The following is a 26,819-nucleotide window of genomic DNA, read 5'->3' as shown; positions in this document are numbered from 1 at the left end:
GTATCATACAGCGCTATGCGGGAATAGCTCAGTTGGTAGAGCACAACCTTGCCAAGGTTGGGGTCGCGAGTTCGAGTCTCGTTTCCCGCTCCAAATTTTTTTCAGTGTAAGTTTTAGCAAAAACTGCTCAATACGCGGGAATAGCTCAGTTGGTAGAGCACAACCTTGCCAAGGTTGGGGTCGCGAGTTCGAGTCTCGTTTCCCGCTCCATTTTTTAGTGTAAGTTTTTATAAAAACTGCTCAATACGCGGGAATAGCTCAGTTGGTAGAGCACAACCTTGCCAAGGTTGGGGTCGCGAGTTCGAGTCTCGTTTCCCGCTCCAAATTCAGAAAGCCCTCATCGAAAGATGGGGGCTTTTTTATTGTTGATTTTATTAGATTTTTTAAAACAAGAAAGATTTTTAGACTGCTTTCAAATAACGTCTATCCCAACGTCTTCAATTTGCAGGTGACCATAAGTGACCAAAAAGTGCCTTCAATAAATCAAAAAGATAAGAACCCCTTTCTAAAACTGCTTAAAAAATTATTCCATCGAAAATTTCTATGTCATTAGACTTCTATTATTTTCAATTCAATATTTTTACAAGATCAAATAGGATCGTGACCAAATTTGGTCACGCAATAAAAATATCGACAAATACTAATCATTTCTAGTTTCAAAAACTCTGCCCAAAGAGCCAGATTTAACGACTGTTCTCACAATTAAAAATACTTCAAAAAAGGAAGGTGACCAAATTTGGTCACCTTATTTTTATTAATATTTCATTAACTTAGTCTTCATCAGCTTGTAATTTTAGAAGCTCCCCTACTTCTACATTTAGCAATAAGCAGAGCTTTTCAATAGTTTCAAAATCAATACGCGTCGATTGACCATTATAGAGTTTATGCAGAGTAGTTTTACTCATCCCTGTTTCACGCGCAACATCCGCAACCTTCATTCTGCGCTCAGCTAATAAGACTGGTAAATTGCAAACTATCATTAATTACCACCATTGTGTAATAAAGTACTTGCATGATGTATTAAATGCTTATAGTATTGCATTGTGATCTTAAATAACATCATTGTGATACTTTTTAAAAGGATATACATATGAACTTCACGTATCTTACTACAAAAGAACTGTCGGAACGAATTCATTACAACGAGCGTACTATCCGAAATCAACTCAAAGATAGTGTTTTACTCGAAGGCGTTCATTACATTCGCCCATTTGGTGGACGCAAAATTCTTTTTGTTTGGGAACGTATTGAGGAAGACATGACTAAAACCTCGTTCGGTTCTCTACATAGCCTACAACTACAATAGGAGTTTCAAGCCAATGGCTTCAATCCGTACTAGATACGGCAAGCTTACAATCGATTTTCGGTACTTAAATAAGCGTTGCCGTGAAACAACTGCAATGGAGGACACACCTAACAATCGCAAAAAACTTGAAAAAGCGATTGAACGTATGGAAGCTGAAATGCTCTTAGGTGTATTTGATTATGCAAAATATTTTCCCAAAAGTGCTCGACTGGCAGAAATTAAAGCTGCTGAAAACCAAATCAATGCAGTGAGTTCTAAAGCACCTGTTTTTTCTAAGTACTGTGAAATATGGGTTGCTGATAAAGAAATAGAATGGCGTAGCAGCTACGCAGAAAAAATTAGGATTGTTATTCGAAAATATTTAACTCCATATTTCGGAACAATTTCTGTTATTAACATCAAAAAGTCAGACATCCTTGGATTCCGTTCATCCCTCGCCAAAGTGACATACGGAAATAACCAAGAATGCCTTTCACCATCACGAATCAACCAGATTATGACAGTACTTCGTATGATACTAGATAGCGCATCCGAACGATATGATTTTGATAGCCCTTACAAAAACATAAAAAGTTTGAAAGAAGGTCGGATTGAAGTCACGCCTTTCTCTCTTGAAGAAGTTCAGCGAATTATTACATCTGTTCGTGACGACTTTAAACCTTATTACACCATCCGCTTTTTTACGGGTATGCGCACGAGTGAAATCGATGGCCTTCAATGGAAAAATATCGACTTGCAACGTCGTGAGATCCATATCCGTGAAGCGTTAGTGAATGGTGTTCTTGGTGGAACCAAAACGTATGGTTCTGACCGCACGATCCAGATGAATGACCGGGTGTACCAAGCCTTTCTGCAACAGAAAAGCCTCAACAACGGAAAATCGGACTTCGTCTTCTGCAACCGTGATGGTGGTCCTCTAGACTACCGTTTAGTTAATAAGCGTGTATGGCACCCTATCCTGCGTTTTTTTAGGATTAACGCCTCGTCGTGCTTATCAAACACGTCACACAGCTGCCACACTTTGGTTATCTGCGGGTGAAAATCCTGAATGGATTGCACGTCAGCTAGGTCATTCGACCACTGAAATGCTGTTCCGTGTTTACAGCCGCTATATTCCCAATGTTACGCGTCGCGATGGCAGTGCATTTGAAGCCATGCTGGAAAGACTAAATACAGAGGAGCTTGCACATGAATAGTAAAGCTTTCTTTGGTGGTGTAGTCGTTAGCCCAGAAGCAGATATGGTCGCGCGTGAACTCATTCATGAGTTACACATTCCCAAACTGCACAATCTGGCCTTTTTGCTGGAAATCAATAAATGCTTCGATGATCACCAGGCGTTGAGACTTTGGCTACAGCGAATGCTGGATGATGGACAAGCCCATTACGACGACCTGGCCCAACAGGCTCGCCTCCGGTTAATGAGCTTAGCTCCCTGATCTAATAAATATACAAGGTCGTCCAATCGATGACCTTAGCCCCTCTATACCTATAAAAAAGGTGAACACATGCATAAAGATATTTCAATTTGGATGCCACTCTATATTGGCGACTTACAGGCAAAATTTGCACGAATGACTGCAGAGCAAATCGGTGCATCACTGCTGTTAATGATGGATTTCTGGAAAAATGGAACTATTCCTCATGATTTAGCAACGGTATGCAGCATCACGAAATTACCGCAGCATACCAAGGCTAAAACTTTGTTGAATACGCTGACAGCATTGGAATTATTTGAAGTCGAATCTGAACAAATTCTTTCAAGTTTTTTAACCAGTTTAAAAAACCAAGCATTGCAAAATCAACAGATGAAATCTGATAAAGCTAAAAATGCAGCTCAAGCACGCTGGAATAAATCTGCAAGTAATGCTCAAGCATCAACTATGCAACGAAAAGTAAATGCTCAAGCAGCTCTAGAGAAGAGCCTGAGTATTACTCAAGTCATGCTTGAACCATGCCCTTCATCTGGCTTTGTTGCACAAACCTAGCCTATAAGGTTTATTCAGTCCTATAATTTCAAAATGAATAAACCTACTCCTAAAACTTATCGTACAACCAACTGGTCTTCCTATAATCGCGCTCTCATTAATCGGGGCAACATTTCCATTTGGTTTGATCCAAACACTCAGTGGTATGCACAACCACAAAACAAGCAAGGTCGAAATCAAACTTACTCCGATACGGCTATTCAATGCTGTTTAATGATCAAATCTTTATTTAGACTCTCTTTACGCATGGTCACGGGTTTTGTTCAAAGTCTGATTAAACTTTGTGGATTAAATTGGACCGCACCAGATTACAGTACGCTTTGTCGAAGACAAAAACATATTGATATTGCGATTAGCTATCAAAAAAGTAGTGATGGGCTACATCTACTCGTCGACTCAACTGGCTTAAAGTTTCTAGGTGAAGGTGAGTGGAAACGTAAGAAACATGGACCTGAATATCGTCGCCAATGGCGTAAGCTTCATATTGGCATCGATGCTGAAACCTTGCAAATACGTGCAGTACAGCTTACTACAAATAATGTGAGCGATTCGCAAGTACTCGGTGATTTACTTGCTCAAATTCCCTTAGATGAACGAATTGATTCGGTCTATACCGATGGTGCTTATGACACGAAGCACTGCAGACAAGTCATTCTAGATCGAGATGGCTTTGTTGCATAAATATGTAAGCATCTGATTTAAATAGATTTAATTTTGAATCAAAAAACAATCAGAACTTTTAAAATCATATAGTTATGAAATCTTTGTGCAACAAAGCAGTTATGCGTAAAACATTAGAAAAAATTGCAAAACAAAAAAAGGTATTGGCTAAATCTGTTTTATCAGCTGCAAAACAACTTGGTTTGACACAGGACCAGCTTGCTATCGTTCTCAATTTAGATTCAGTGGAAACTTTAAATTCGCTTGAGTTAGATCCCGATTCAAGTCAGGGAGAACTCGCAATTATTTTAATTCGTATTGCGATATCATTAGATGCTCTAACAGGTGGAGAGGCTAAATGGATGCAACATTTTATGAATGTCACCCAATAAATTGTTGAGTTGTATTCCAATAGAACAGATTCAGAACCCTCAGGGATTGACCTCTGTTTTACAATTGGTGGAAGGCCTTCAGACTAAACTTTAAGATAAGCAAAGTATTACAGAAAAATTTGAAAGTGATAGTCCTCTCCAATAATTCAAATGCGAGGTATAAGAATCCCCTCTTCTTTTCAAGATGTATATGTCTGACCTAATTCCGTCAATAATACAGTCAGCAAAGCTGAATGGCCTAGATCCGTATGCCTATTTAAATGATGTGCTGAAAAGGCCGCCGACACATAAATGACCCAAATAGAAGAATTACTAACACACCGCTGGAAACCTGAACCGAATTAAAAAATAGCTATGGGGTTCAGCGGACGCTTACGTATTAGATTCCTTTAGATTTTAAATATCTAATTAGACTTCTTTAATCTAATAGGATCTAATCAGCCCATTAAGCACCTCATTACCGATCAACTAGCACAGTTAATAACTCCATTATTTTGTAGTTTAATACGTATATATAGACATAAGATACAATATTATGGATTTAAAATTCAAAAAACCTGAAGAGGTTGTTACTTCATTATGTGAAAGGCTTCGCAAAGAACGACTTTATCTGGAAATGACTCAGGCAGACGTCGCTACACGTGCTGGTGTTAGTGTGAATACAGTATCTAATCTGGAAGCTGGTCGAAATGTTTCATTTGAAAATTTAGTACGTGTTGCCATGGTATTAGGCCGATTAAAAGATTTAGAGGAACTCTTTAAACCTCATTTAAACAGTGTAAATGACATTCTCCGCTATGAGAGCAATACGGCTCGCCAACGTATCAAAAGGAAATAAGTCCATGCTCAAAAAACTTAATGTTTACTACAATGGATGGGGTGAATATTGGCTTTGGGGTACACTGGTCTCCTCAACCGCAATCACAGGTCGGCCATTAATCGCCTTTGAATACAGTGCAGAAGCGATCAGTAAAGGTTTAGAACTTTCCTCTTACCTACTCCCGTTAAAAGGTGACCCATTAAGAACGAACTTTCCTGCACATCAAATGGGATTGCCAGGTCCTATATATGATGCCTTGCCCGATGGTTGGGGCATGCTTCTTATGGATCGCTTATTTAAAAAAAATGGATTTAATCCTGCACGGATTGGGCCATTAGAAAGACTCACGTATATTAATACACATGCGATGGGAGCATTATCCTTTGAACCTTCAGCAACTGAGTTAGCATTAACTGAAAATATCCCACTGATTAAACTCGCTCAAGAAGTTCAGGAAGTTCTCAAAGGAGAAGGTGCAGAATTTTTACAGCATTTATTAATTATGGGTGGATCTCCACAAGGTGCAAGGCCAAAAGCGCTCATCTATCGTGATCCTGTCACCAATGAATTCTCAACAGTTAGCTCACATCAACATGAAGCTTGGCTGATCAAATTTCCCGCTCAGCAAGAGCATCCTGAAGTTTGTGCAATTGAAGCTGTTTATGCAGAATGTTTGCGTCATTGTCATATTGATACCCCTGACACTCAATATTTTACTCTTCCGAATGGATTAACCGCATTTGCATCAAAGAGATTTGACCGCCACGATGGCATGCGTATCCCTATGCAAAGTTTAGCGGCCTTCACCGGAGCTGATTTTAAATCACCAGGGAGTTTAGACTACAGTAACTTTCTTCGCGCTGCACACTTTTGCACCAATGATGTTCGCGAAAAAGCAATTGCATTCAAGCGAGCTGTTTTCAATGTAGTCTTCAATAATCGAGATGATCATTGCAAAAACTTTTCATTTCTGATGTCCCAAAATGGGCAATGGAAACTCTCCCCTGCCTATGATGTTACTTTCTGTGAAGGGCCAGGTGGATATCATGGGTGAGGCACTGGATATTCCCCGACAAGCTCTTGTAAAACTTGGTACTCAGGAAGCGGAACTTTCTGCCCAAGAAGTCGATGAAATTATTAGTTCGATTTGTAAGGTTGCAATCCGATTCAGCAATATCGCTCATGATCTATTACCTGGACAAATTCAAACAGAGACTATCCAAATGATCCAAAATAGGATTGAGCATAATATCAATTTATTGCACTAAATAGCTTTTACAAAGCTGAACCGTACCGGGTTTGTCGGAGACCAAACTTTCTGAGATGAGACGCATTGCTTCGCAAGACGTAGCGAAGCGTAGTGATCCGATGAAAAACCTAAATATACCCCTGAAATCAGAGATAGAGCGGTTCAATTATTGATTGAATTTGAAAAAGATTATCCATCGAATTGGGCTGCGATTGCGCCTAAAATTGGTTGCACTCCTGAAACTTTACGAGTTTGGTATCAAAAATATTTAGATCAACAAAATTCAATTAAAGTACAGCAACTTCCATATCAAGAACGTATTAAACAGCCCGAACGTGAAAATAAAGAAGTGCAACGTGCGAATGAAATTCTCCTTAAAGCAGCCACTTTTTTCGCCCAGGTGGAGCTCGAACGCCCACACAAATAATGCTGGATTTCATCCATAACAATAAAGACTTATATGGCGTTGAGGCGATTTGTAAGATTTTTCCGATCGCAGCTTCTACCTATTAATTTAATTAAAAATGGGGGTATTACCCCTAGATCTAGTTGATGGGAAGCTTCGCTTCGCAAGGGAACATCAAACTAAGCGAGATCTACATGATTTGCATCATGCTGAATAAATTAAACGAATTTGGAAAGAAAGCTCCGGACGTTATGGCATTTTAAAAACATCAGACAGCCTATCTAAGAGATTATTTATTGGTCTACTATGATAAGACTAACCCGTTAAGCTAGGGTCTGTTGAGAATTACCGAGAGTTAATTAAACTCGCGCACAATTGAATCATGGCTTCAAAACTCGTATCTGTTTTACAACTACGCATCGCTATACGTTTAAATTCTTTTAACTTACAGAAATAGTTTTCAATGAGATGACGCCATTTATACATAATCGTATCAAATGCTCTCATTACTTTTCGATTAGATTTAGGTGGGATCACCACTTTCACTTTACGTTCATTGAGTTCTTGGATGAGCCAATCTGCATCAAATGCTTTATCAGCCAGTAATGCTTGAAAATCAACATCTTCAATTAAAGGTTTGGTTTCTACTAAATCGTGATATTGACCAGGCATTAATCGAAATTTAATAAGGTTGCCTAGACTATCCACTAAGGCAAGAATTTTACAGGTCATTCCACCTCGAGATTTACCTATAGACTGTTTGAAAGTCCCCCTTTTGCACCTTGCCCATGTCGATGAACTTTAACAATCGTTCCATCAATCATGGCGTATTCCAAATCAACATCTTCATTTACAGATGCAAAAATAGTTTCAAATACACCAGCTTTCACCCAATCACGGTATCTTTTAAAGACGGTATTCCATTTACCAAAATGAGCAGGTAGATCACGCCATGGACTGCCTGTACGGGCAATCCATAGGAATGCTTCTAAAAATAATCGATTATCTTTTCCACTACGACCTCGATCGGTCACTTTACCTAGGCAAAAAGGTTCCATTTTTGCCCATTGGGCATCAGTAAGTATGTATCTATCCATAGTACTATTATAAATTAATCAGTAGCCTTTGTTAATTCTCAACAAGCCCTAGGTGTTTAGTCCCAGATTTTAATGGTGCAATATTCTCAGATAAATGGAAGGAAGCACTATGGGACAAGTTCTACACAGCAGCGCCACAACGACACAGGCAGTGCGTCGAGCAATACAAAATAGTCAAGAGAGCTTAAGAACGCTAGCCAAGCGTTACGGCATCAATCAAAAGACCGTCGCAAAATGGAAGAAACGTACTTCAGTAGATGATCTTACAACCGGCCCAAAGAATCCTCGCTCAAGCGTGTTATCGCCTGAAGATGAGGCGGCAATTGTTGCTTTTCGAAAACGCACTTTGTTGCCGCTAGACGATTGCCTTTATGCATTGCAGCCGAGTATTCCTTATCTGACACGCTCGTCGTTACACCGCTGCTTACAGCGGCATGGTATTTCACGACTGCCTGAGGTACAAGGTGATCGCCCTGTCAGGAAGCGCTTCAAGAGCTACCCCATTGGTTACTTTCATATCGACATCGCTGAGATGCAAACAGCACAGGGTAAGCTTTATCTCTTCGTTGCCATTGATCGCACTTCCAAGTTTGCGTTCACTGAATTGCATACTAAAGCCAGTAAGATGGCAGCCGCGGAGTTCATGCGCAATCTGGTTAAGGCTGTGCCCTATAGAATCCATACGGTGCTAACAGATAACGGCATCCAGTTCACGAACCGCACCTGTGATCGCTACGCCTCTGAGCACATCTTTGATCGGGTTTGTACTGAATGTGGCATTGAACATCGTCTTACCAAGGTTAAGCATCCATGGACCAATGGACAGGTCGAGAGGATGAACCGAACGATTAAAGAAGCTACTGTCAAACGGTTCCATTACGACGATCACACTCAGCTATGCATTCACCTTGCTGATTTTATTGCTGCATACAACTTCGGCCGCAGACTCAAAACACTCAGGGGCCTGACTCCCTACGAATTCATCTGCAAACAGTGGACAGATGAACCTGAACTTTTTAAAATTGATCCGATCCATCAAATGCCGGGACTAAACACCTAGGTGGCCTAACTTAAATAAAAAAAGTCTCCGACAAACCCGGTACAGTTCAGTACTCTGGATTATGATGAAAATGATTTAATCGATTCTCCCTTGTCTCAAATTTTACAAGAGGATAATGCAAAATCAACAACTACTTGAACACCCATTCTCATTCAAGTTGGACACTTTAATAAACTTATTCAGGAATTAAAGTGTCGCTGGACAAGAATCAAAAACTTGCCTACTTCTTTACCTCTCTTTTTACGCATAGATTCACTTTCTAGATTAAAAACATGGGATCGATGAACAATGCGATCTAATAATGCCTCCCCAACCGTTTGGTTTTCAAAATGATTTAGCCATATATTTGTTTCATATTGGCTTGTGATCAGAAGTGAACCATTATCGCTATGTTTATCTATCTCACTTATTCAGAGTATCAAACTAAGCATCCAATGCAGTTTGCTTGAGATTGCATCATTGTATTTCATTCAAATTAGCAGCTCTAATTCATTCAAACAGCTGATTAACCAAAAAGTTTTAAAGATATTACATCGTGGTAGAAGTCAGATATTATAATATTGATAACTATACTAAAATTAATTTCATTAACCAGTAAAAATAGAATTGTCTTATGGAACAAAAGAGTACTGATTTCGCAGCCTCCTACTTAATGGCAAATCAAACTTTAGAAAACCAAAATCTAAGAGATGCACAGCACTCTGCTTTTGTAAATTTTTCAGATAACCAAGCACAAATAAGTGGTAATACATTTGGAGGTGCAGGTTACTTTGCTGAAACCCACCATGCAGCGAGTTATAATGTTAATCAAGCGAATCAATCAGGTGACGATGTTGCGAACTTAGTCAATAGTCGTGAGTTTGGTTCAGTCGATATTCAAACTACTTCGGGTATGGCATTTAATCCTAAATACTTTTCTACGCCTGAACAAAGCTATGCCGCTGGAGCAGAATTATTTACTGATGAATCCGGTACACTAGTCGCAAAATATGCTGGTCAGCAGATTATTGTACCAAGTGATCAGTTAGTCCAAGTCCAACAAATACATCAAACTCAAATTGATCAAGCCCAAGTCAATGGACAAATTGAACAAGTCAATGCGTTAAATCAGATTACCTTTACAGATCGTATCACTGATACCAATGGTGTTAGCTCAACGCCTCTTAGCTATACCGAAGCACAACAGGGAACAAGTGAGTTTCGTCAGGGTATGATGCCAGAATACGCTCAACAAAGTTCTACTATAGACCATACCGTAGATTTTATGGGTAATGCCTTGATGGCAACTGCTTTTGTCAGTGTATTTGAGCTTGCTCCTGCGATTACTCGTACTTTAAAACAAGTAGGTTCTGGCGAATTACAGTTAAATAATGCAGGGGCAACTTTACTTAAGGATTTAAAAAGTAATCAAACATTAACACATATTCAACAAGGGACAGGAAAAGCCGTCACCGCAGGTGGGTTAACTTTTGTGACTCATATTGATGCAGGTTTATCAGCTTTTATCGTAACCTTTACATGGGATGTGAAACAAATTTATCAGCGTTATCAAAATGGTGACATTAATCGTGAAACCATGATGTCCGCAATTAAACAAGCGGGTTTAAATCGTGGGATTTTGACTTTAGTTACGGTGGCGGCGGTATCAGTTGCAGGAACAGTCGGCATTTTAGTCCCGATTTTGGCACAATGGCTAGTAAGTAATGTTAGAGAGCGTCAGCAGTTTGAGCATGGTTTAAAAGATATTGTAAATGGATGGATGCGTAGCGTAAATGAAACAGCACAAATCACCGCACGGCAATGGCAAATTGCTTATTCAGGACATCAACTTGCAATTACACATCAGCAAGAACAACAAGGGAAAAATATGAATCATCAACAACAATTAAATCATGATATTCATGATTTTAATCACACTATTCAAAATGATGATTTTACCCAAGAAATAAAAACCATTGCTACAAATTATGAACCATTGGCACTGGATTATTTACAGGCACAAAATCTATTGATTGCTGAACAGGCAAAAAGTCACCCTGAATTACAGGACTGTATAGAACGCTTTTTGATTGAGAATCAGAATAATCGAATGGTGATTGAAAATGCCGCTTTAGATGCGATGCAATTATTGCAGTATGACAATCAAAAGGTCACTCCTTTATCATTTTTGGATAAATTAAAATTAAAAGTATTTTCACAAGATGTTCTCGAGTACCAAGCCAATGAACCGATTAGAACATTATTTACTGCTCAACTAGCTGCTTTACGCATGCTAAAAGGGTTACAAAGTGAACAACGTCTATCAGTTGAATTTATAGCATTTATTCAATCTCAATTACATGGGATTACAGACAAGCTTCTACAGCAAGAACAAACTCGTTTAAACGATCTTGAACAAGTTTATCAATCAATGTCTTTGGCTTATACCTCACTTAGACAGCGTATTATCCAACATGAAGCTCGCATTGAACGCCTAGAAAAACATGAAAAATTACAAGATTGGTTGCAGCTTTCTCATATCCAAAAAATTCAGGGACTAAGCTATAAACAAATGCCTGAATCCTTGCGTTTATGCACTGCAATCAATGAATTTATTCATAAAACCGAAGGTGTTTGGGGGTGGAAAGATTTAGAATTTTTACAGGCTTTTTTAAATCAAGTCGGTTTGGAAGATATCGACCCTCAAGACTTTATACAAGATCTCTATATGCAATCGAACTTAAAAAATAGATTGTTCCACCAATTAAAAAAAATCAATCAGAAAGATTCTTTTGCAACGGCACAACAGCCCTCAGTTTTATTATTTGATGAATTATATTCCAACAGTATTCATGATTTTAGTCTTGAGCAAATTGTTAACTTAGACAATCTCTCCCTCTTTACGACAGGTAAGCAAAGTTCTGCATGGGATCTAGCTTTACTTATATTATGGCATTTAAAAACAGCAGGAATTACCCCCTATAGACTAACCTCAATCGATAAACAAAAACAGAATTGGTTAGCTGCTTTGGGACAGCTGCAACAGTTAATAGATGAACGCATCTTATCATCAGCTTTACAACCACAAATCAATCAGGTGAAAGCTAATATTTTAACCTTTAAATTATCTGTACCTTTGATTGGGAAATTTAGTGTCGGAAAATCTACTTTGCTCAATACATGGCTAGAGCAGAATATCCAGCTTACTGATTTAGGGGCATGCACTTCGTATCCGACAGAGTTTCACTATAGTGAATATGATAAACAAAAGGTAGTTGTGGTCACCGAGCAAGACAATATAAACAATACTCACCGAGAAGAATACACCCTAGATATTTATCAGCAGTTGCTATGTAACGGCACTTTAGAACAACAAAATATTTTATGGGTCGAAATTCATTTACATAATGCTGCTTTAGCTAGACATCCAGATTTAGTTATTGTGGACACCCCTGGGCTTGAATCAAATGTTGGCTCACATGAAGAAGCTCTAATCCGTTACTCAGGCACAGCCAATAGTAGTTTTATTTTATGTGTTGCTCGTACTCATTTGGGCGAAGCTGAACGCCAATTCGTATTACGCCAATATACGATGGGGAAACCAGTTTCTTTACTCGTTTGTCAGGAAGATTTAATCAGTAGCCAAGAACGGTTAGCAGTTCGACAAGCTATTGCGCAACAGTCAGCGATTGATGAAGAATATTCACTAGTTCGTGGCTGTTCCGCCCATGAAAATGATTTAAAAGGTTTAGTTGATTTATTCAATCATATTGAGGAACAAAAAGAAGAGCTGTTTGAGCAAAGTTTAAAACATCAAGTTCAAACTTTAATTTTTTTAGCAAAACAGAATCTGGAACAACAATTAGCTACAGATACATCAAGAGAAACTTTATACCAACAAAAACAAGCTATACATGACTCACAACAACGAGTGAGAGAAGAGTATGAACGAGAAAAAGTAGTGTTATTACGTTTAGTTGAAAGTCATATCCGTACCGAGGTGATCAGCACTATAGATACTATGTTGAATGCACGTAAACCACACTATTATAGTGTTGCACAAAGTGGAGAAAGCACATTACAAGCTTTAATTCAGGCAGATGTACAAAATACCTTTCAACTGGCGACTGAGCAATCTTTATATCCGGTAATAGAGCGCTCTGCAAAAAAACTCAATGCGACTATTCCAATTAATCAGAATACTTCACTTGTATCTTATTTACCGAATATACATGCAACGGATGAGAGTAATACTAACACAGCAATGGTTGTCGGTGGTGCAACTGGTATCGTTGCGTCTATGGCATTAGGATTGACATTACCTTTCTTAATCATTCCTGGTATTTTTGGTGGTATGTTCTTTGCAGAAAAACGTAAGCAAGAGCAATTACGTTTTGAGATCGATAATGTTATTGCCAATGTACTAAATAATCTAAATCAACAAGTAGCTATACAGTTACGAGAGATCGTAGAGAGTCATCTTGAAAAAATTCATCAAACGATTCAAGAGCGTTTACAGGCAGAGTCAGACAATATCATCAAAATTGAACAGCAACTTGAAACAGATACTGTCACACGTCTTAAATTACAAAAACGAGTTACTGAAGTCTGTAAGCAATTAGAAATTTTATTTAAGGGAAAATAAAATTCTTGAATATCAAATAATTTTAATATTTTTTTTTAATCATTAAGGCTTATTAAATTTTAGTGATTTAACAAGCCTTAATTTAAAAACACTAAGAACATTATAGTTTTATAAAATAGATCAATCGTAGTAAAATGGCTCCATAATTTGTTCCTTGTTTGGAATATTTAGATTATTAATAAAATTACTATTATTTATGCATGATAGTATATTAACATTATTAATATCGAAACTTATTTCACCACCCATCCCTGTTGTTATTCCATATAATTTATTATTTTCAGGTCCAAAATACCCAAACATAAATCCAATAGAATACCCTTCAATTTCTTCATTATAATTGTATTTAATAAAATTACTATCAGTATTATTTTTATAATTTTTATTATAATCTACCAAAATAGTATCATTTTTATATATATTTATTTTATATGTATCTTTGTTTCTTGAAATTTTCATAAATCCTGCTGGGCTTGTATTACACAATAATAATATCTGATCATTATTTTTAACCGATTGTAGATAAGAAATTTTAGCTTGTTCTTCTGTGTGATTCATATTTATTTTATCTGATAATATCTCAGCATTTATGGGGTCAATATTTCTCATTTTTTTTAACCAATAGTCCATTTTTTTGAATTCTTTTATTTTTTCGTAATAACTTATTAAGAATTTTATAGAATCAATATTTCCTAAATGAGCTGATTTTTTATACCAAAGAAGTGCATTATTTACATCTTTTAACGCATAGTATGAATTTGCTATATCAATAATATATTGGGCATACTGTTCATTTACTGGCTTTTTATATAAATCAAAAGCTTTTTTCTCATTACCTTTTATTTCATAATAAGAAGCTAAAGTAATTTGTGCAAAAATATCACCTTTTTCTTCAGCTTTAATTAACCATAAGACTTTATTTTCAAAATCATTCTTATATTTTTTTATATTTTCATAAATTTCATGATTTTTCTCATCCTGAACTAACTTTTGATACCAGAAAATTACATTTTTGAATTGACCTTTTTCCTTATCAATAGAAATTAATGCTTTAATAGCTTCCTTATTATCTTTATTAGCTAATTTGATATATAAAGTAATAGCTTGTTCAAGCAGATTGTTATCATTTTTAGCTTTATAGATTTTTGCTAAAGCAAACATTGCTTCAGAATTATCCATATCAACTAATTTTTTATACCAATATATTGCTTTATCCATAGATAAGCTATCTGCTTTCAGTTCATAATATTTCCCTAAAGCCAACATTGCATCAATATTACCTTGAGAAGCAGATTTTTCATACCAATATTCATGGAAAAGAGTGTATTTACCAAGATTATATTGAACTTTTTGATTTGAAAAAGTTGAAATAAAAATATATGTAGCTAAAATTATGAATATAAATCCAATAATTATATTAAAATACTTTAATTTAAACTCTGCATCCTTTTGTCTATAATCAAGTAGAATTGGATCTATAAATACCCTAAAATATAATATTTTTCTCAATTTATTAATATTGTTTTCTGTTTTATTTTTTTTAATAAATTGAATAACATTTTTATTATGTATACCTTGATTAAAATAATCAATAACTGCTTTATTATAGATAGAGTTTCCAGTATTAGTATTACAATAAAACTTATAAGCCTTTTCATAATCAATACTTATACCATAACCAAAAGTATAACAAATTGCTAATAAATATTGGGCATCTTCGTTTTTTTCACTAATAGCTTGCGATTGTAAAAAATTTAAGAATCTCAGGTCATTGTTATAACGGATAGCGTTATAACAATAGTTAAATACATTACTTGCATCTTTTACCTTCCCAATTTTGAGTAATTCTGTAATTTTAAATTGTGCTTCAATATTGAGTTTTTCAGCATATCTAATTAACCAGTCATATGCTAAATTAAAATCATCTGTTGCTGAAAAATACATGTAATCGATTGCAGATTCAATCTCCTGATTTTTTTCTAAAAAGAGAGCATACTTATACTGTAATACTTTTGATTTAGAGCGGTCAGTCAACTGTTTGAATTCATTTTTTACATACTCTACCCCTATTAAAGATTGCGTGTATAACCATTCTAAAGAACGTGAACCTACGGTATGAGGATTAAGTAGTAAATAAATATTTTCGTTCGTATTTTGGGAATCAGAATTCTTTAATAAATGCTCTATAAGCATTACATGATATTGAGTAGAATGCTCTATATCTTGAAATAAATTTTCTGATATTTTAGCCATTTCACTTAACAATTCAGTATGTAAAGTAATTGTAATATTTTTATTAAGTTCCTTTTCTTCAATAATATCGTTTAGTTGGGTTATGTCTTTTTGTTTATTTTTAACATTATTTAAAAGATCAACTTCTATTTTCAAGTTTTTAGTTTTACTCTCATTATTAGAAAGTATGGTCTGTATTAAATTGTCTAAGTTTTCCAAAACATAGTAATGTATAGGTTTATTTATTTCATTTAACCACTGCTGAATATTATCACCTGCAATACGTTCTCCCTCTAACTTCATTATCGGTGCAGCCCATGCCATAAGTCCCGCAATTTTAATATTTCTACTTTTTAAATTTTTTCTAACACTTTTTAATATCGGTTCAATATCACTGCGATTGACCAAATCCGACTGGGTAAGTACAACAAAAATAGGTTCTTTTGGTGTGATTTTTTGCAAGAACTGTAAATCTTCATCACGAATCGTACCATTCTTAGCATTGACCAACCATATAAGATAATCTGCTTTACTTAACTGATTGATTGCCAATTTCTCATCACTATGATGATGATGTTCTGCATCTGCCTTGCTATAACCAGGAGTATCCAAAAAAGCGATATGTTCCCATTTTAGTTGTGAAATCCCCAAATGAACATATTGGATCAATTCAGCGAGTTGAATGTCATTTTGCGTACGATTATCCCCGACAAAATGGCGTAACTGCCCTAGTTGTTCAGATTTCAAACTGATATGGTGATTCAATAAATTAAGGGCATGCGTCTGCTCTTGCTGGCTAGCACTCAGATAAGTTGCAACTGCTGTACATGGCTCCAAAGCTTCGGGTAGAGCTTCAATTGCAAGCAAGCTATTAATAAATCTAGATTTTCCAGCACTAAAACCACCACCTACACCAATAATAGTTTTCTCTGTGATTTGTTTTTGTTGTGTTTTTTGTTCAATCTGCTGTATTAAGAGTATTATCTCTTGATAATAATCAAGATAATTTATAGGGTCGAGTTGAGCAATCAATGGCAATAATTTTTTAATCTCTACTCTAATATTTTGTTTAGGTGTAGTCGATGCCGATAATAACGTATAAATGGTTTCTAAGGTGTGGTGTTGCATTGTAAATTCCTAAGCTTCCAATTTATACAGATTCAGTGTTTAAAGTATTTTCAAAATTTTGAGTAAATTTTTCAAATTGCTTAATTTTGTTTTTTAACAGGGTGATTTCTTTACGGCTATTTGCTTGTAATTCAGCAATCATCTTGAGTTCAGATGCATTAAATTTTTCATCATCAAGTAAAGTTTGTGTGAGTAATGACAATTGCTGTTTCAATTCATCAAGATGTTTTTGTCCATTTGATTGAGTACGCTTGAACAATTGTTTGAGTTGATCATTAGGGTGTTGTAATGCAATCTGTGTATCAGTCTGCTGTAATTGTTGATTTAACTGGGAATAAGATAAATTTGATGGCAAGTTGGTGTTTTGCTGCAATAAAACCGTATTCTTCCATATCCAAGTTGGTAAGCCGATTTCTAAAGTGATTAAACTAGCTAAATCAACCTTGATATTCTTTTTTCCAATTAACATTTTTTCAAGACTGGTTAAATCATCAATCTCTAAGGAAATACGCGTATGGAAATTATTTACAGCCACTAAGCTAAATTGATCTCGATAACCAATGATGTAAGGGATTTTTGTACAAAGTTGTAATAAAGTTTGCCATTCAGATAAATGAGTATCTATTTTTAAATTATTCAAAAGTTGTTCTATTTCATTTTGAGGTAATGCATCTAAACTTAGAGCTTTACACTTAGAGAAATCAGGATAACGAATCGCCCATTGATAAGAACTTATAATATTTTGTAACTGTTGATATTCTGCTTGAATCACAGATTTTCTGCTAAACATTGCTAGCCATAATAGAAACTCTCTTTCAAGTTGTTCTGATAACTTTTCTAGAAAGAAAACATTTTCATTATCACTGCGCCTTAATAATTTTTTTATTAGTCCTAAAATCGCTTGTTCATCCGAGTTTAAAGGTTTTTGCTGTGTAGAATTCTCAATTTCAGAAAAATCAAAATTAAAATCAAATGTCATAAAATATCCACCCCTGAACTGCTTATTTTTATAAAGAAAAAAGTAATATCCTCGAAATTATGGCATATTAACATAACTGTTAAACCCATAGCCATCATATGAGAATGGTTTATATAAACCTTATAAGGGTTTAAGTGGATATTAGGACAAGACAATGCAATCATCGACAATTGAACCATTACTAACACTTATTCAAAATTATCAGTCAGTACTCTTTACTTCAGATAGTCAAAAATATTTTTCAGAATTGTCTAATATAGCGAAGACGCTAGATACAAACTTGTTAGTAGCTCAGGAAGAAGGTCGAAATTTACGTATCGCAATTGTCGGACAGATGAAAGCAGGAAAATCATCATTCTTAAATGCTTTATTATTTCCAATCGATGTTCTACCTAAAGCTGCGACTCCAATGACTGCAGCTTTAACTCGCATTGGTTATGCTGAAAAGCCATATGCCGAAATCGAGTTTTATAGTGTTAATGATTGGGATAGCATTAATCAAGCTGCTGAAGAATATCATATTCAATATCGAGCAATTGAACAGCAGTTATCCCAAGAAGCACCAGAAAGTCTGCCTAAAAGTCTGTTTGGTAATATAAAGAAAATAGTACCGAACAAACCTAAAAATATTGACCCTGCCATTATTCAAAGCAAAATTAGCGAAGAATTGCGCTCTTGTCGTGAGCTAGTTGATATGGCTCGTCAACTCAATTTACAACAATATTTAGGTACAAAAAAGCGGATCGAGGCTACGTCATTAGTCGAATTAGCAAATGAGTTAAAAAATTATGTTGGTAGTCAAGGTAAATTTACAGCGATTACTAAAATGTTCTCTATTTACATCAATGATGAACGTTTGCATGGTATAGAGATTTATGACACCCCAGGATTTAATGACCCTGTTATTTCTCGTGGACAACAGACCAGAACATTTTTAGGTCAATGTGATGTCGTGTTTTTATTGTCAATTGTCAGTCAATTTTTAACAGTTTCAGATTTAAGATTATTACGAGAACAATTAACAGCATCGGGTATCGACAGTAAAGCAGTATTTTTAGTGGGTTCGCAGCGTGACTTAGTCTTTCGTATGGATAGACAAATTTTGACTGATGCAAAATTATTAGCTCAACGATATCCTGTTGAAGTCCGCCCCCAAGCCACTATTTCAGCAATGATGCAATTACTTGATAAAAAAATTCAACAAATGACTGAAACCCAAATCAAGCAACATTTAAACAATCCTGATCTAGATGAAGCTTCTAAATCTCTATTAACGGTCATTCAAAGTACAAAACCCCATTTAATTTCTGCTTTAACGTGGCGAATTGCTGAAGATCTACCAAATTTATCGAGTGAATTGCAGGAACAGTATGATGCGCTGTGTTTTGATACTAGTTTTAATTTTAATGTAGAACAGCTTAAGCAGTTTTCAAATATCATTGAATTACGTCAGGTTATTGAACAGCAAAAAGAACGTAAACAGGAACTAACTCAAGCGAAAGCAGCCTTATTATTAGAAGGTGTGCAACAACGTACTCAAGCGATTCAGCAAGAGGTATTAAAGTTAGTTGATGACAAAATTGACTTATTAGACAATCAAAGTATTGAACAATTAAATGCTCAAAAGCAACTTATTGAAAAAAATATGAAAAATGGGCGTTCTAAACTTGAGTATACTATTCATCAAGAATCTAAAGCAGTTAATCATCAAGTGCGAGGATTATCCCTACAACTACAATCAGAGCGTCAAGCTTTTCTATCTATCAGTATCTCGGAAGAGAGAAAAATTGAATATGAACAATACGAAAAAAGCGGTTTTTGGTCTGGAGTGGCTAGATTCTTTGGCGTAGGTGGGATTGGAACACGAGAGAAAGTCATTGTTACACCTTATGCTCAGGTTCAGGATAGTATTGAACAGATTGAAACTTTTGGACGTACAGCTATAGGGCAATTACAACGTAGCTTAAATAGCATTATTGATATGCATAAACTTAGAAAAAATATCGTGATGGCTGCAATCAACCTATTTGACACCAGTGACCCTGATTTTGATGTGGATTTTTTTAAACTCCAAGTTAGCCAGTGTTTAGAAAGTTATGAACCCCCAAGGCTTAATCTTGATATAAGCCAAGTTGTTGATCGTATTGTGGATAAATTTGGTTTAGGAAAGGTAACCAATAGTGAAATTCAGCAGTTAAAGCAGGCACATCACCAAGCAATCGCTACGCTTTCTGAACATGTTGTGCAATTAACCAAACAGGCTGAACATGACCTTGAGCAGTATTTTGAGAGTATGCAACAAATCTTGGTCAATCAAATTATTGGTGAAATTCAAAATAATTTGCAAGATTTGATTGAACAGATTGAACAGAAAGAAAATACTTTAGAGAATCTACATCAGTTTAGACTAACACTATCTTCTTTAAATATTACTTCGTAATTCTTGAATTTATATCTAAACTTAATTAGCGTCCAAGTAAAGTAAGAACAGGTGTTCAAGTGTATATAAGAATGCCTGTTCAAATTAATGAGAATATGCAGTAAACCAAAATGGTACTTCTACGGTATGGGATGAAACTGAACCGTACCGGGTTTGTCGGAGACCAAACTTTCTGAGATGAGACGCATTGCTTCGCAAGACGTAGCGAAGCGTAGTGATCCGATGAAAAACCTAAATATACCCCTGAAATCAGAGATAGAGCGGTTCAATTATTGATTGAATTTGAAAAAGATTATCCATCGAATTGGGCTGCGATTGCGCCTAAAATTGGTTGCACTCCTGAAACTTTACGAGTTTGGTATCAAAAATATTTAGATCAACAAAATTCAATTAAAGTACAGCAACTTCCATATCAAGAACGTATTAAACAGCCCGAACGTGAAAATAAAGAAGTGCAACGTGCGAATGAAATTCTCCTTAAAGCAGCCACTTTTTTCGCCCAGGTGGAGCTCGAACGCCCACACAAATAATGCTGGATTTCATCCATAACAATAAAGACTTATATGGCGTTGAGGCGATTTGTAAGATTTTTCCGATCGCAGCTTCTACCTATTAATTTAATTAAAAATGGGGGTATTACCCCTAGATCTAGTTGATGGGAAGCTTCGCTTCGCAAGGGAACATCAAACTAAGCGAGATCTACATGATTTGCATCATGCTGAATAAATTAAACGAATTTGGAAAGAAAGCTCCGGGCGTTATAGCATTTTAAAAACATCAGACAGCCTATCTAAGAGATTATTTATTGGTCTACTATGATAAGACTAACCCGTTAAGCTAGGTGGCCTAACTTAAATAAAAAAGTCTCCGACAAACCCGGTACAGTTCACCAAACTAAAATTTCTCAAACAAGTTCATCACGTCATTTTCCGTCAGTTTCGCTTCGCCCTCATGATCGGTACTTAGAATAGACTGTGCCAGTTCTGCTTTATTTTGCTGTAAGGCAAGAATTTTTTCTTCTATGCTTTTATTGGTAATCAGCTTATACACAAATACTGGCTTGTCCTGTCCAATCCGCCATGCACGATCTGAAGCTTGATCTTCAGCAGCAGGGTTCCACCATGGATCATAGTGAATGACCGTATCTGCGGCAGTTAGGTTCAGACCGACCCCTCCTGCTTTCAGACTGATTAAAAATATCGGCACTTGTCCAGACTGAAATGCTGTAATGACTTCATCTCGCTTTTTGGTCTTTCCAGTCAGCTTCACATAGCCAATTTCTGCGTGATGGAGGTGTTGCTCAATCAGTTCCAACATTGAGGTAAACTGAGAGAAGATAAGAATTTTTCGCCCCTCCTCCACCATTGGAACGACCATATCCATCAACTGTTCAAGTTTGGCAGAGTTTGCCTGCCCAATTTTCACTGAATCCAGCTTTAGTAAGCTAGGATGGCAGCACACCTGACGTAGCTTCAGTAAGGCATCTAAAATTTGAATTTGACTACGTTTAAAGCCTTTTTCTGCCACAATTTTCTGAATATTTTCCTGCATCGTGGCGCGAACAGCCTCATATAACTTGGATTGCTGGTCATTCATATCAATATTGACTTCAATCGTGGTTTTTTCTGGCAATTCTTTGGCTACGTCAGTTTTCAAGCGACGTAAAATGAAGGGCTTAATCCGGTTGACCAGCTTTTGCCTTAACTGCTGATCACCGCGTTTTTCAATCGGATGACGGTACTTTTTATTAAAAATTTCTTGTGAATATAAAAATCCTGGCATCAGGAAATAAAATAGTGCCCACAGTTCACCCAAATGATTTTCCATCGGGGTACCTGTTAGACACAAACGATGTCGTGCTTTTAATTGCCGTACTACCTGTGCAGCTTTGGCACGCGGATTTTTAATATTCTGCGCCTCATCTAAAATGAGTTGATGATATTCATATTGCTTTAATTGTTCTTCATCTCTCGCTAGAAGCGGATAGGTGGTTAACACAATATCATAGTGCGGAATCTGCTCAAAATTCTGATGGCGGTCGGGCCCCTGTAGCAGCAATACCTTCAGCTGAGGGGTAAATTTCTCCGCTTCTTTGAACCAGTTATGCATCAGCGATGTGGGTGCAACAATTAAGGCGGGACTGTCCTGCAAATATCCAGCCTGCTTTTCCATGAGTAAATGGGCTAAAGTTTGTGCTGTTTTCCCCAAGCCCATATCATCTGCCAGAATCCCGCCATGCTGGGTTTCCCTTAAAAACTGTAACCAGCCTAAGCCCTGCTGCTGGTATGGACGCAACTCCCCCTGAAAACCTTGTGGTGTCGGCAGTTGTTGCTGATAGCCTTGTTTGAATTTCTGTACAAATTGCTGCAGGCGATCACTGACCTGCCATGTCATCCCAAGATTATGCTGCAATTCTAATAATTGACTCGCATCATAGCGATCAATACTGCGCTCTTCTTGCTGTAAAATGCTCTGCAGATGCAACAATACCGGCTTAATATCCCTAGCGGATAGAGCCAAATCAGGTTGATCAACTGCAGTTTTCACGGTGAAAATTTGACTGTCATGCAGATGAATAAACGTCCGCGGATCAAGTAAATCAGGATTTACTCGCACCAAAGCTACGAGCGCATCAAGCAAATTATAAGAATTGCCTGCACTGTCTTGAACCGTCGCCCCGATATTGAACCAGTCCTGCTGGCCTTCAGATTCAGTGATAGAAATATTTAAATTTTCAACATATTGCAGATTAAAGGGGCTGTTATTCAGATGCTCTATCTGCCAGCCCATCAACTCAATTTGATTGATGGGCATCAGCTGTTTGATCCAATCTCCATAGAAAGCAAAAACCATAGAATCAAGACGTTGTTTATTCAGTTTTAATTGATGGTCATAACTAAGATCTTTCACCCACTTCAGTGATTCGACCAATAGCTGTAAACGTTGGATTGACTGTTGTTCCTGAACTAAGTCCCGAAGCTGTCGTACCATTTTGTCATGCAGCTCACCAATAAAACTGTCGCCTGATGTACCTGCTTTTATTCTTCCGCCTGCATAGGAGAATTCAATTTCAGCACAAACAGACTCTTCCCATTTCCAATCAAATTTATCTAAAACACCGAAGCGTAAAATTGGCTGGGGACTACCCTCAAGGACATCAATATGCTGAATAGACTCGGGCTGAGGCAGATTTTTCACGTCTGAATATTGATGAGTCAGTTTCTCAAACTCTGGCAAGAGCATAGATGGAAGATCAGGCATCTGTAAAAAATGGTACAGAAGATTTGCCGTATATTCACCATATAACTGGCCCACCGTGTTCTGTTGAATATCCACATAACATGGTGGATGACTCGCGAGAATCTGAATATGTGGATTTGATTTCAAATCGAGTCGAATATCACCATTGACCAATTCAATGTTTAAATGCTCTGTCTGTTTGTTTACACCTTGTTGCCAGATCAGTTCGATGTGATAGCCTTGTTCTGACCATTGAAGTGCAGTATGGCTCTTTTTTTGCCAGTACACATCGCCACTTTGAATAAAAGATTTGAAATGCTCCAATAAAATTCCGGAGATATCAAGATTGCTTTGATAAAATCGTTCGTCACTGTTTATTTTGGCATAATAATAAATCTGGTTAAATAATTGTCGTTTTTGTTCAGGTAAAGTCAGATGCTTTCTGGTGATATTTTCATATTGGGTATAATAACTTTCCCCCGCAATTGAGCCGTTTTTATTGCGTCTGGCCTTCTGAACATCAACTGTCAATTTCTTTAAGCTGACAGACTGATCTAGCAGGTAAATTAAATAATTGTTTGTTTTGACAGATTGCTCTGGTTCAGTCTGTTGTAAATACCGTTTAAAATCATTCAACCAGCGCTGTGCCTGATCATCCCCCCGTAGGCGTTTTGCGATTCCCTGCGGGGATTGAGAGTCAACATAACGCTGCTGAAATTCCTGGCGATATTCCTGAAAGAATAACCGCGCTAAAGCAGCAGCATGTTTACAGTTATATCCAACCGGACAAGTGCAGTCGTTATCGATTAAACGGTCTTTTTTAAGATTATAGGTAATCGCGGTATCGTAATAATCTGTCCCTTCAATTTGAGCATACATCGTGACATCTTCATTTTCCTCAAAGAACTCAATTGTTTCCCTATCAATGTGTTTAGCATAGCTCAGACTGCGCTGAAGAGTTGCAGTACTAAAGCGAGATAGAAAATTGATCAATGAGGACATAATTACCAGAAACCAAAAATGTTTATACAATTATAACGGACAAAGCTGTCATTTCAGAACAGTATTGCTCGCCAATGTATTAAAAGGAAATAAATCCATGCTCAAAAACTTAATGTTTACTACAATGGATGGGGTGAATATTGGCTTTGGGGTACATTGGTCTCCTCAACCGCAATCACAGGTCGGCCATTAATCGCCTTTGAATACAGTGCAGAAGCGATCAGTAAAGGTTTAGAACTTTCCTGCACATCAAATGGATATCATGGGTGAGGCATTGGATATTCCTCGACAAGCTCTTGTGAAACTTGGTACTCAGGAAGCGGAACTTTGTGTCCAAGAAGTCGATGAAATTATTGGCTCGATTTGTAAGGTTGCAATCCGATTCAGCAATATCGCTCATGACCTATTACCTGGACAAATTCAAGCAGAGACTCCAACTGATCCAAAATAGGATTGAGCATAATATTCATTTATTGCACTAAATAGCTTTCATAAAGCTCCTATGAAGGGCTTATTCTAACCGTTGTTTTATCACGGCATAAGCTACACCAGTCACCACACTTCCAATCGCAATCGCCAATAAATATTTTAATGGATAATTCATCGCATTCGGAATGATCAGTACCATTACACCGCCATGAGGAGTGACTAGTTCACATTTAAATAATGCAACCAAAGCCCCAGTTACAGCACCACCTGCGATCGCGCATGGAAGCACTCGAATCGGGTCTTTGGCAGCAAACGGAATAGCCCCTTCCGAAATGAAACATAGGCCCAGAACTACAGCAGCCTTCCCCGCATCTTGCTCAGGTTTGGCAAATTTATGCTTTGCCAGAAAAGTTGCAATTGCCATACCCAACGGTGGTACCATACCCGCAGCCATGGTAATCGCCATCGGTCCGTATGTTTGTGACGTAAGTAAGCCCACCGTAAAGGCATAAGCCGCTTTATTTATTGGCCCCCCAACATCAATACACATCATACTCCCAAGGATAACCCCCATGATCATGGCATTGGTCGTCCCCATATTGGCAAGGAAGTGTGTGAGTAATTCAAACAATTGTGCAACAGGCTGTCCAACCACATAAATCATGATTAAACCAACAGCTAAACTGGCCAATAGTGGAATAATCAAAATTGGTTTTAATGCTTCTAGGCTACTTGGGAGTTTAAGCTGTTTCGATAAAAATAACGCAATATAACCTGCAATAAAACCTGCAACTAATCCACCGAGAAAGCCTGCCTCTAATTGTGTTGCAAGTAAACCGCCGATCAAACCTGGAGTTAAACCCGGACGATCCGCAATAGAATAAGCAATGTAACCTGCCAGCATAGGTACCATAAGAGTAAATGCTGCAGCACCTATTTGCTTTAAGGATGCGGCAAAGCTTCCTTCAACAGGATTGAGGCCAAACATAAACGAGATGGCAATGATCAAACCGCCCGCCACCACCATCGGCAGCATGAAAGACACCCCTGTTAAAAGGTGTTTATAAATTCCAGTTTTTTCTTTGTTTTCATTTTCAGTCTTAGTGGCTGTTTGCTTACCCGTTTCAAGCACTTTGGCTTCAGCAATTGCATTTGCAAAAGTCTTATCCGTTTGCTTAAGGGCAAATCCTGTACTGCAGCGATATACACGTTTGCCTACAAAGCGATCTGTATTGACCTCAATATCCGTTGCTAAGATCACCACATCTGCTTTGGCAATACTTTCTGCCGATAAAACATTTTTAGCCCCAACCGATCCTTGGGTTTCAACATCAATCTGATAACCGTGCTTTACTGCACCTTGTTGTAAGGCTTCGGCTGCCATAAACGTATGCGCAACACCAGTTGGACATGCTGTAATGGCGACAAACCGTGTAACCCCTACATTGGCTGCAATAGGTTCATCTAAAGCATCTGAATGCTCAAGAACCTGTTGCAAAAGCATGATCGCATCGTGTTGTGCGTTATTCAAACCAATGACTTTCACAACCTTGTCACGCAGTTGATCCGCTTCTGCCGGCTTCTGTCCAACAAAAACAACAGTATCAATCACATTTGATAAATCGAGATGCTCAACTGATGTCGCCACATCATTGGAAATACCAAGTGCTGTTGCTGCTTTGGACAGTTTTTTGGCCAAAATCACTGCATTAATCGGCTGCTCGGGACTATGTGGCACAAATAAAATATGTTTTATCTCTTGCATCGTA

At 37.2% G+C, this 26,819-nt stretch carries 13 protein-coding genes, 3 tRNA genes, 9 pseudogenes and 2 other annotated features; of the genes and pseudogenes, 18 read left to right on the top strand and 7 right to left on the bottom strand.

Translation table 11 applies throughout. The features are described 5' to 3' along the window. The first annotated feature begins 17 nt into the window (after nt 1-17). The 3 genes from AC4CVD_RS00295 (at nt 18) to AC4CVD_RS00285 (ending at nt 323) form a co-directional block, all read left to right on the top strand. Nucleotides 18-93: transfer RNA gene (locus tag AC4CVD_RS00295), tRNA-Gly, on the top strand. Nucleotides 94-134: 41 nt separating this feature from the next. After that, nucleotides 135-210 (top strand) — tRNA-Gly (locus AC4CVD_RS00290). A 37-nt stretch (nt 211-247) separates the two neighbouring features. Further along, nucleotides 248-323: transfer RNA gene (locus AC4CVD_RS00285), tRNA-Gly, on the top strand. 447 nt (nt 324-770) lie between these two features. Here AC4CVD_RS00285 and AC4CVD_RS00280 read toward each other — a convergent pair. Further along, complete coding sequence (locus tag AC4CVD_RS00280) at nt 771-980, bottom strand: helix-turn-helix domain-containing protein (RefSeq protein ID WP_017396932.1); 210 nt, start codon at nt 978-980, stop codon at nt 771-773. 110 nt (nt 981-1,090) lie between these two features. Between AC4CVD_RS00280 and AC4CVD_RS00275 the strand changes: the two genes are divergently transcribed. The 10 genes and pseudogenes from AC4CVD_RS00275 to AC4CVD_RS00230 all read left to right on the top strand — a co-directional run. Continuing rightward, nucleotides 1,091-1,306, top strand: coding sequence for a hypothetical protein (locus AC4CVD_RS00275; RefSeq protein ID WP_004684369.1), 216 nt, complete (start codon nt 1,091-1,093; stop codon nt 1,304-1,306). A gap of 13 nt (nt 1,307-1,319) precedes the next feature. After that, a pseudogene (locus AC4CVD_RS00270) lies at nt 1,320-2,502 on the top strand (Arm DNA-binding domain-containing protein). Next, on the top strand, nt 2,495-2,743 hold the full coding sequence (locus AC4CVD_RS00265; protein ID WP_004684367.1) for a hypothetical protein: 249 nt from the start codon (nt 2,495-2,497) through the stop codon (nt 2,741-2,743). Before AC4CVD_RS00270 ends, AC4CVD_RS00265 begins: the two are co-directional and overlap by 8 nt. Nucleotides 2,744-2,812: 69 nt before the next feature. Further along, complete coding sequence (locus AC4CVD_RS00260) at nt 2,813-3,292, top strand: DUF1376 domain-containing protein (RefSeq protein WP_201707048.1); 480 nt, start codon at nt 2,813-2,815, stop codon at nt 3,290-3,292. A 33-nt stretch (nt 3,293-3,325) separates the two neighbouring features. Further along, a pseudogene (locus AC4CVD_RS00255) lies at nt 3,326-3,955 on the top strand (IS5-like element ISAha2 family transposase); the annotation flags it as partial. Between the two features lie 119 nt (nt 3,956-4,074). Next, nucleotides 4,075-4,438: pseudogene (locus AC4CVD_RS00250) on the top strand (antitoxin Xre/MbcA/ParS toxin-binding domain-containing protein). A 108-nt stretch (nt 4,439-4,546) separates the two neighbouring features. Continuing rightward, nucleotides 4,547-4,689, top strand: a pseudogene (locus AC4CVD_RS00245) (transposase domain-containing protein); the annotation flags it as partial. 190 nt (nt 4,690-4,879) lie between these two features. After that, complete coding sequence (locus tag AC4CVD_RS00240) at nt 4,880-5,182, top strand: helix-turn-helix transcriptional regulator (protein ID WP_004684350.1); 303 nt, start codon at nt 4,880-4,882, stop codon at nt 5,180-5,182. A gap of 4 nt (nt 5,183-5,186) precedes the next feature. Next, a pseudogene (locus AC4CVD_RS00235) lies at nt 5,187-6,432 on the top strand (type II toxin-antitoxin system HipA family toxin). Nucleotides 6,433-6,558: 126 nt separating this feature from the next. Next, a pseudogene (locus AC4CVD_RS00230) lies at nt 6,559-7,117 on the top strand (transposase); the annotation flags it as partial. After that, nucleotides 6,798-6,914: a sequence feature (AL1L pseudoknot), on the top strand. (Overlaps the previous pseudogene by 117 nt.) Nucleotides 7,118-7,164: 47 nt before the next feature. Here the strand turns inward: AC4CVD_RS00230 and AC4CVD_RS00225 are convergent. Next, a pseudogene (locus AC4CVD_RS00225) lies at nt 7,165-7,916 on the bottom strand (IS5 family transposase). 109 nt (nt 7,917-8,025) lie between these two features. Between AC4CVD_RS00225 and AC4CVD_RS00220 the strand changes: the two are divergent. Then, complete coding sequence (locus AC4CVD_RS00220) at nt 8,026-8,976, top strand: IS481 family transposase (RefSeq protein WP_006582413.1); 951 nt, start codon at nt 8,026-8,028, stop codon at nt 8,974-8,976. 179 nt (nt 8,977-9,155) lie between these two features. Here the strand turns inward: AC4CVD_RS00220 and AC4CVD_RS00215 are convergent, their stop codons facing one another. Further along, nucleotides 9,156-9,377, bottom strand: coding sequence for an ATP-binding protein (locus AC4CVD_RS00215; protein ID WP_490753485.1), 222 nt, complete (start codon nt 9,375-9,377; stop codon nt 9,156-9,158). A 212-nt stretch (nt 9,378-9,589) separates the two neighbouring features. Here AC4CVD_RS00215 and AC4CVD_RS00210 point away from each other — a divergent pair, with 212 nt between their 5' ends. Then, the gene (locus tag AC4CVD_RS00210; RefSeq protein WP_490751667.1) at nt 9,590-13,600 is read left to right on the top strand and encodes a dynamin family protein; all 4,011 of its coding nucleotides are present in this window, start codon (nt 9,590-9,592) and stop codon (nt 13,598-13,600) included. A 120-nt stretch (nt 13,601-13,720) separates the two neighbouring features. On the opposite strand, the gene AC4CVD_RS00205 is transcribed toward AC4CVD_RS00210, so the two are convergent. Continuing rightward, nucleotides 13,721-16,960, bottom strand: coding sequence for a dynamin family protein (locus tag AC4CVD_RS00205; RefSeq protein WP_490751665.1), 3,240 nt, complete (start codon nt 16,958-16,960; stop codon nt 13,721-13,723). A gap of 22 nt (nt 16,961-16,982) precedes the next feature. Next, nucleotides 16,983-17,939 (bottom strand): hypothetical protein, encoded by a 957-nt coding sequence (locus AC4CVD_RS00200; RefSeq protein ID WP_490751663.1) that lies wholly within the window; start codon nt 17,937-17,939, stop codon nt 16,983-16,985. 154 nt (nt 17,940-18,093) lie between these two features. Here AC4CVD_RS00200 and AC4CVD_RS00195 point away from each other — a divergent pair, with 154 nt between their 5' ends. Together AC4CVD_RS00195 and AC4CVD_RS00190 are read left to right on the top strand one after the other, a co-directional pair. Further along, the gene (locus AC4CVD_RS00195) at nt 18,094-20,379 is read left to right on the top strand and encodes a dynamin family protein (protein ID WP_490751661.1); all 2,286 of its coding nucleotides are present in this window, start codon (nt 18,094-18,096) and stop codon (nt 20,377-20,379) included. Between the two features lie 248 nt (nt 20,380-20,627). Further along, nucleotides 20,628-21,186: pseudogene (locus tag AC4CVD_RS00190) on the top strand (transposase); the annotation flags it as partial. Next, nucleotides 20,867-20,983 (top strand) — a sequence feature (AL1L pseudoknot). (Overlaps the previous pseudogene by 117 nt.) Before the next feature lie 87 nt (nt 21,187-21,273). On the opposite strand, the gene AC4CVD_RS00185 reads toward AC4CVD_RS00190, so the two are convergent. After that, nucleotides 21,274-24,621 (bottom strand): DEAD/DEAH box helicase, encoded by a 3,348-nt coding sequence (locus tag AC4CVD_RS00185; protein ID WP_180081541.1) that lies wholly within the window; start codon nt 24,619-24,621, stop codon nt 21,274-21,276. A 247-nt stretch (nt 24,622-24,868) separates the two neighbouring features. Between AC4CVD_RS00185 and AC4CVD_RS00180 the strand changes: the two are divergent. Further along, nucleotides 24,869-25,103 (top strand): annotated as a pseudogene (locus tag AC4CVD_RS00180) (hypothetical protein); the annotation flags it as partial. Nucleotides 25,104-25,132: 29 nt separating this feature from the next. On the opposite strand, the gene AC4CVD_RS00175 reads toward AC4CVD_RS00180, so the two are convergent. Further along, entirely contained in the window at nt 25,133-26,815 is a 1,683-nt protein-coding gene (locus AC4CVD_RS00175; RefSeq protein WP_490751658.1) for a fructose-specific PTS transporter subunit EIIC, read from the bottom strand. Nucleotides 26,816-26,819 lie beyond the last annotated feature (4 nt).

It is taken from the genome of Acinetobacter sp. LipI_23 (assembly GCF_058243045.1).
This window is presented reverse-complemented; position numbering and strand designations above follow the sequence as displayed.

Excerpts from the sequence above, each read along its gene's own strand:
- AC4CVD_RS00280 (WP_017396932.1), bottom strand. The coding sequence starts at position 980 with ATGATAGTTTGCAATTTACCAGTCTTATTAGCTGAGCGCAGAATGAAG.
- AC4CVD_RS00275 (WP_004684369.1), top strand. The coding sequence starts at position 1,091 with ATGAACTTCACGTATCTTACTACAAAAGAACTGTCGGAACGAATTCAT.
- AC4CVD_RS00265 (WP_004684367.1), top strand. The coding sequence starts at position 2,495 with ATGAATAGTAAAGCTTTCTTTGGTGGTGTAGTCGTTAGCCCAGAAGCA.
- AC4CVD_RS00260 (WP_201707048.1), top strand. The coding sequence starts at position 2,813 with ATGCATAAAGATATTTCAATTTGGATGCCACTCTATATTGGCGACTTA.
- AC4CVD_RS00240 (WP_004684350.1), top strand. The coding sequence starts at position 4,880 with ATGGATTTAAAATTCAAAAAACCTGAAGAGGTTGTTACTTCATTATGT.
- AC4CVD_RS00220 (WP_006582413.1), top strand. The coding sequence starts at position 8,026 with ATGGGACAAGTTCTACACAGCAGCGCCACAACGACACAGGCAGTGCGT.
- AC4CVD_RS00210 (WP_490751667.1), top strand. The coding sequence starts at position 9,590 with ATGGAACAAAAGAGTACTGATTTCGCAGCCTCCTACTTAATGGCAAAT.
- AC4CVD_RS00205 (WP_490751665.1), bottom strand. The coding sequence starts at position 16,960 with ATGCAACACCACACCTTAGAAACCATTTATACGTTATTATCGGCATCG.
- AC4CVD_RS00200 (WP_490751663.1), bottom strand. The coding sequence starts at position 17,939 with ATGACATTTGATTTTAATTTTGATTTTTCTGAAATTGAGAATTCTACA.
- AC4CVD_RS00195 (WP_490751661.1), top strand. The coding sequence starts at position 18,094 with ATGCAATCATCGACAATTGAACCATTACTAACACTTATTCAAAATTAT.
- AC4CVD_RS00185 (WP_180081541.1), bottom strand. The coding sequence starts at position 24,621 with ATGTCCTCATTGATCAATTTTCTATCTCGCTTTAGTACTGCAACTCTT.
- AC4CVD_RS00175 (WP_490751658.1), bottom strand. The coding sequence starts at position 26,815 with ATGCAAGAGATAAAACATATTTTATTTGTGCCACATAGTCCCGAGCAG.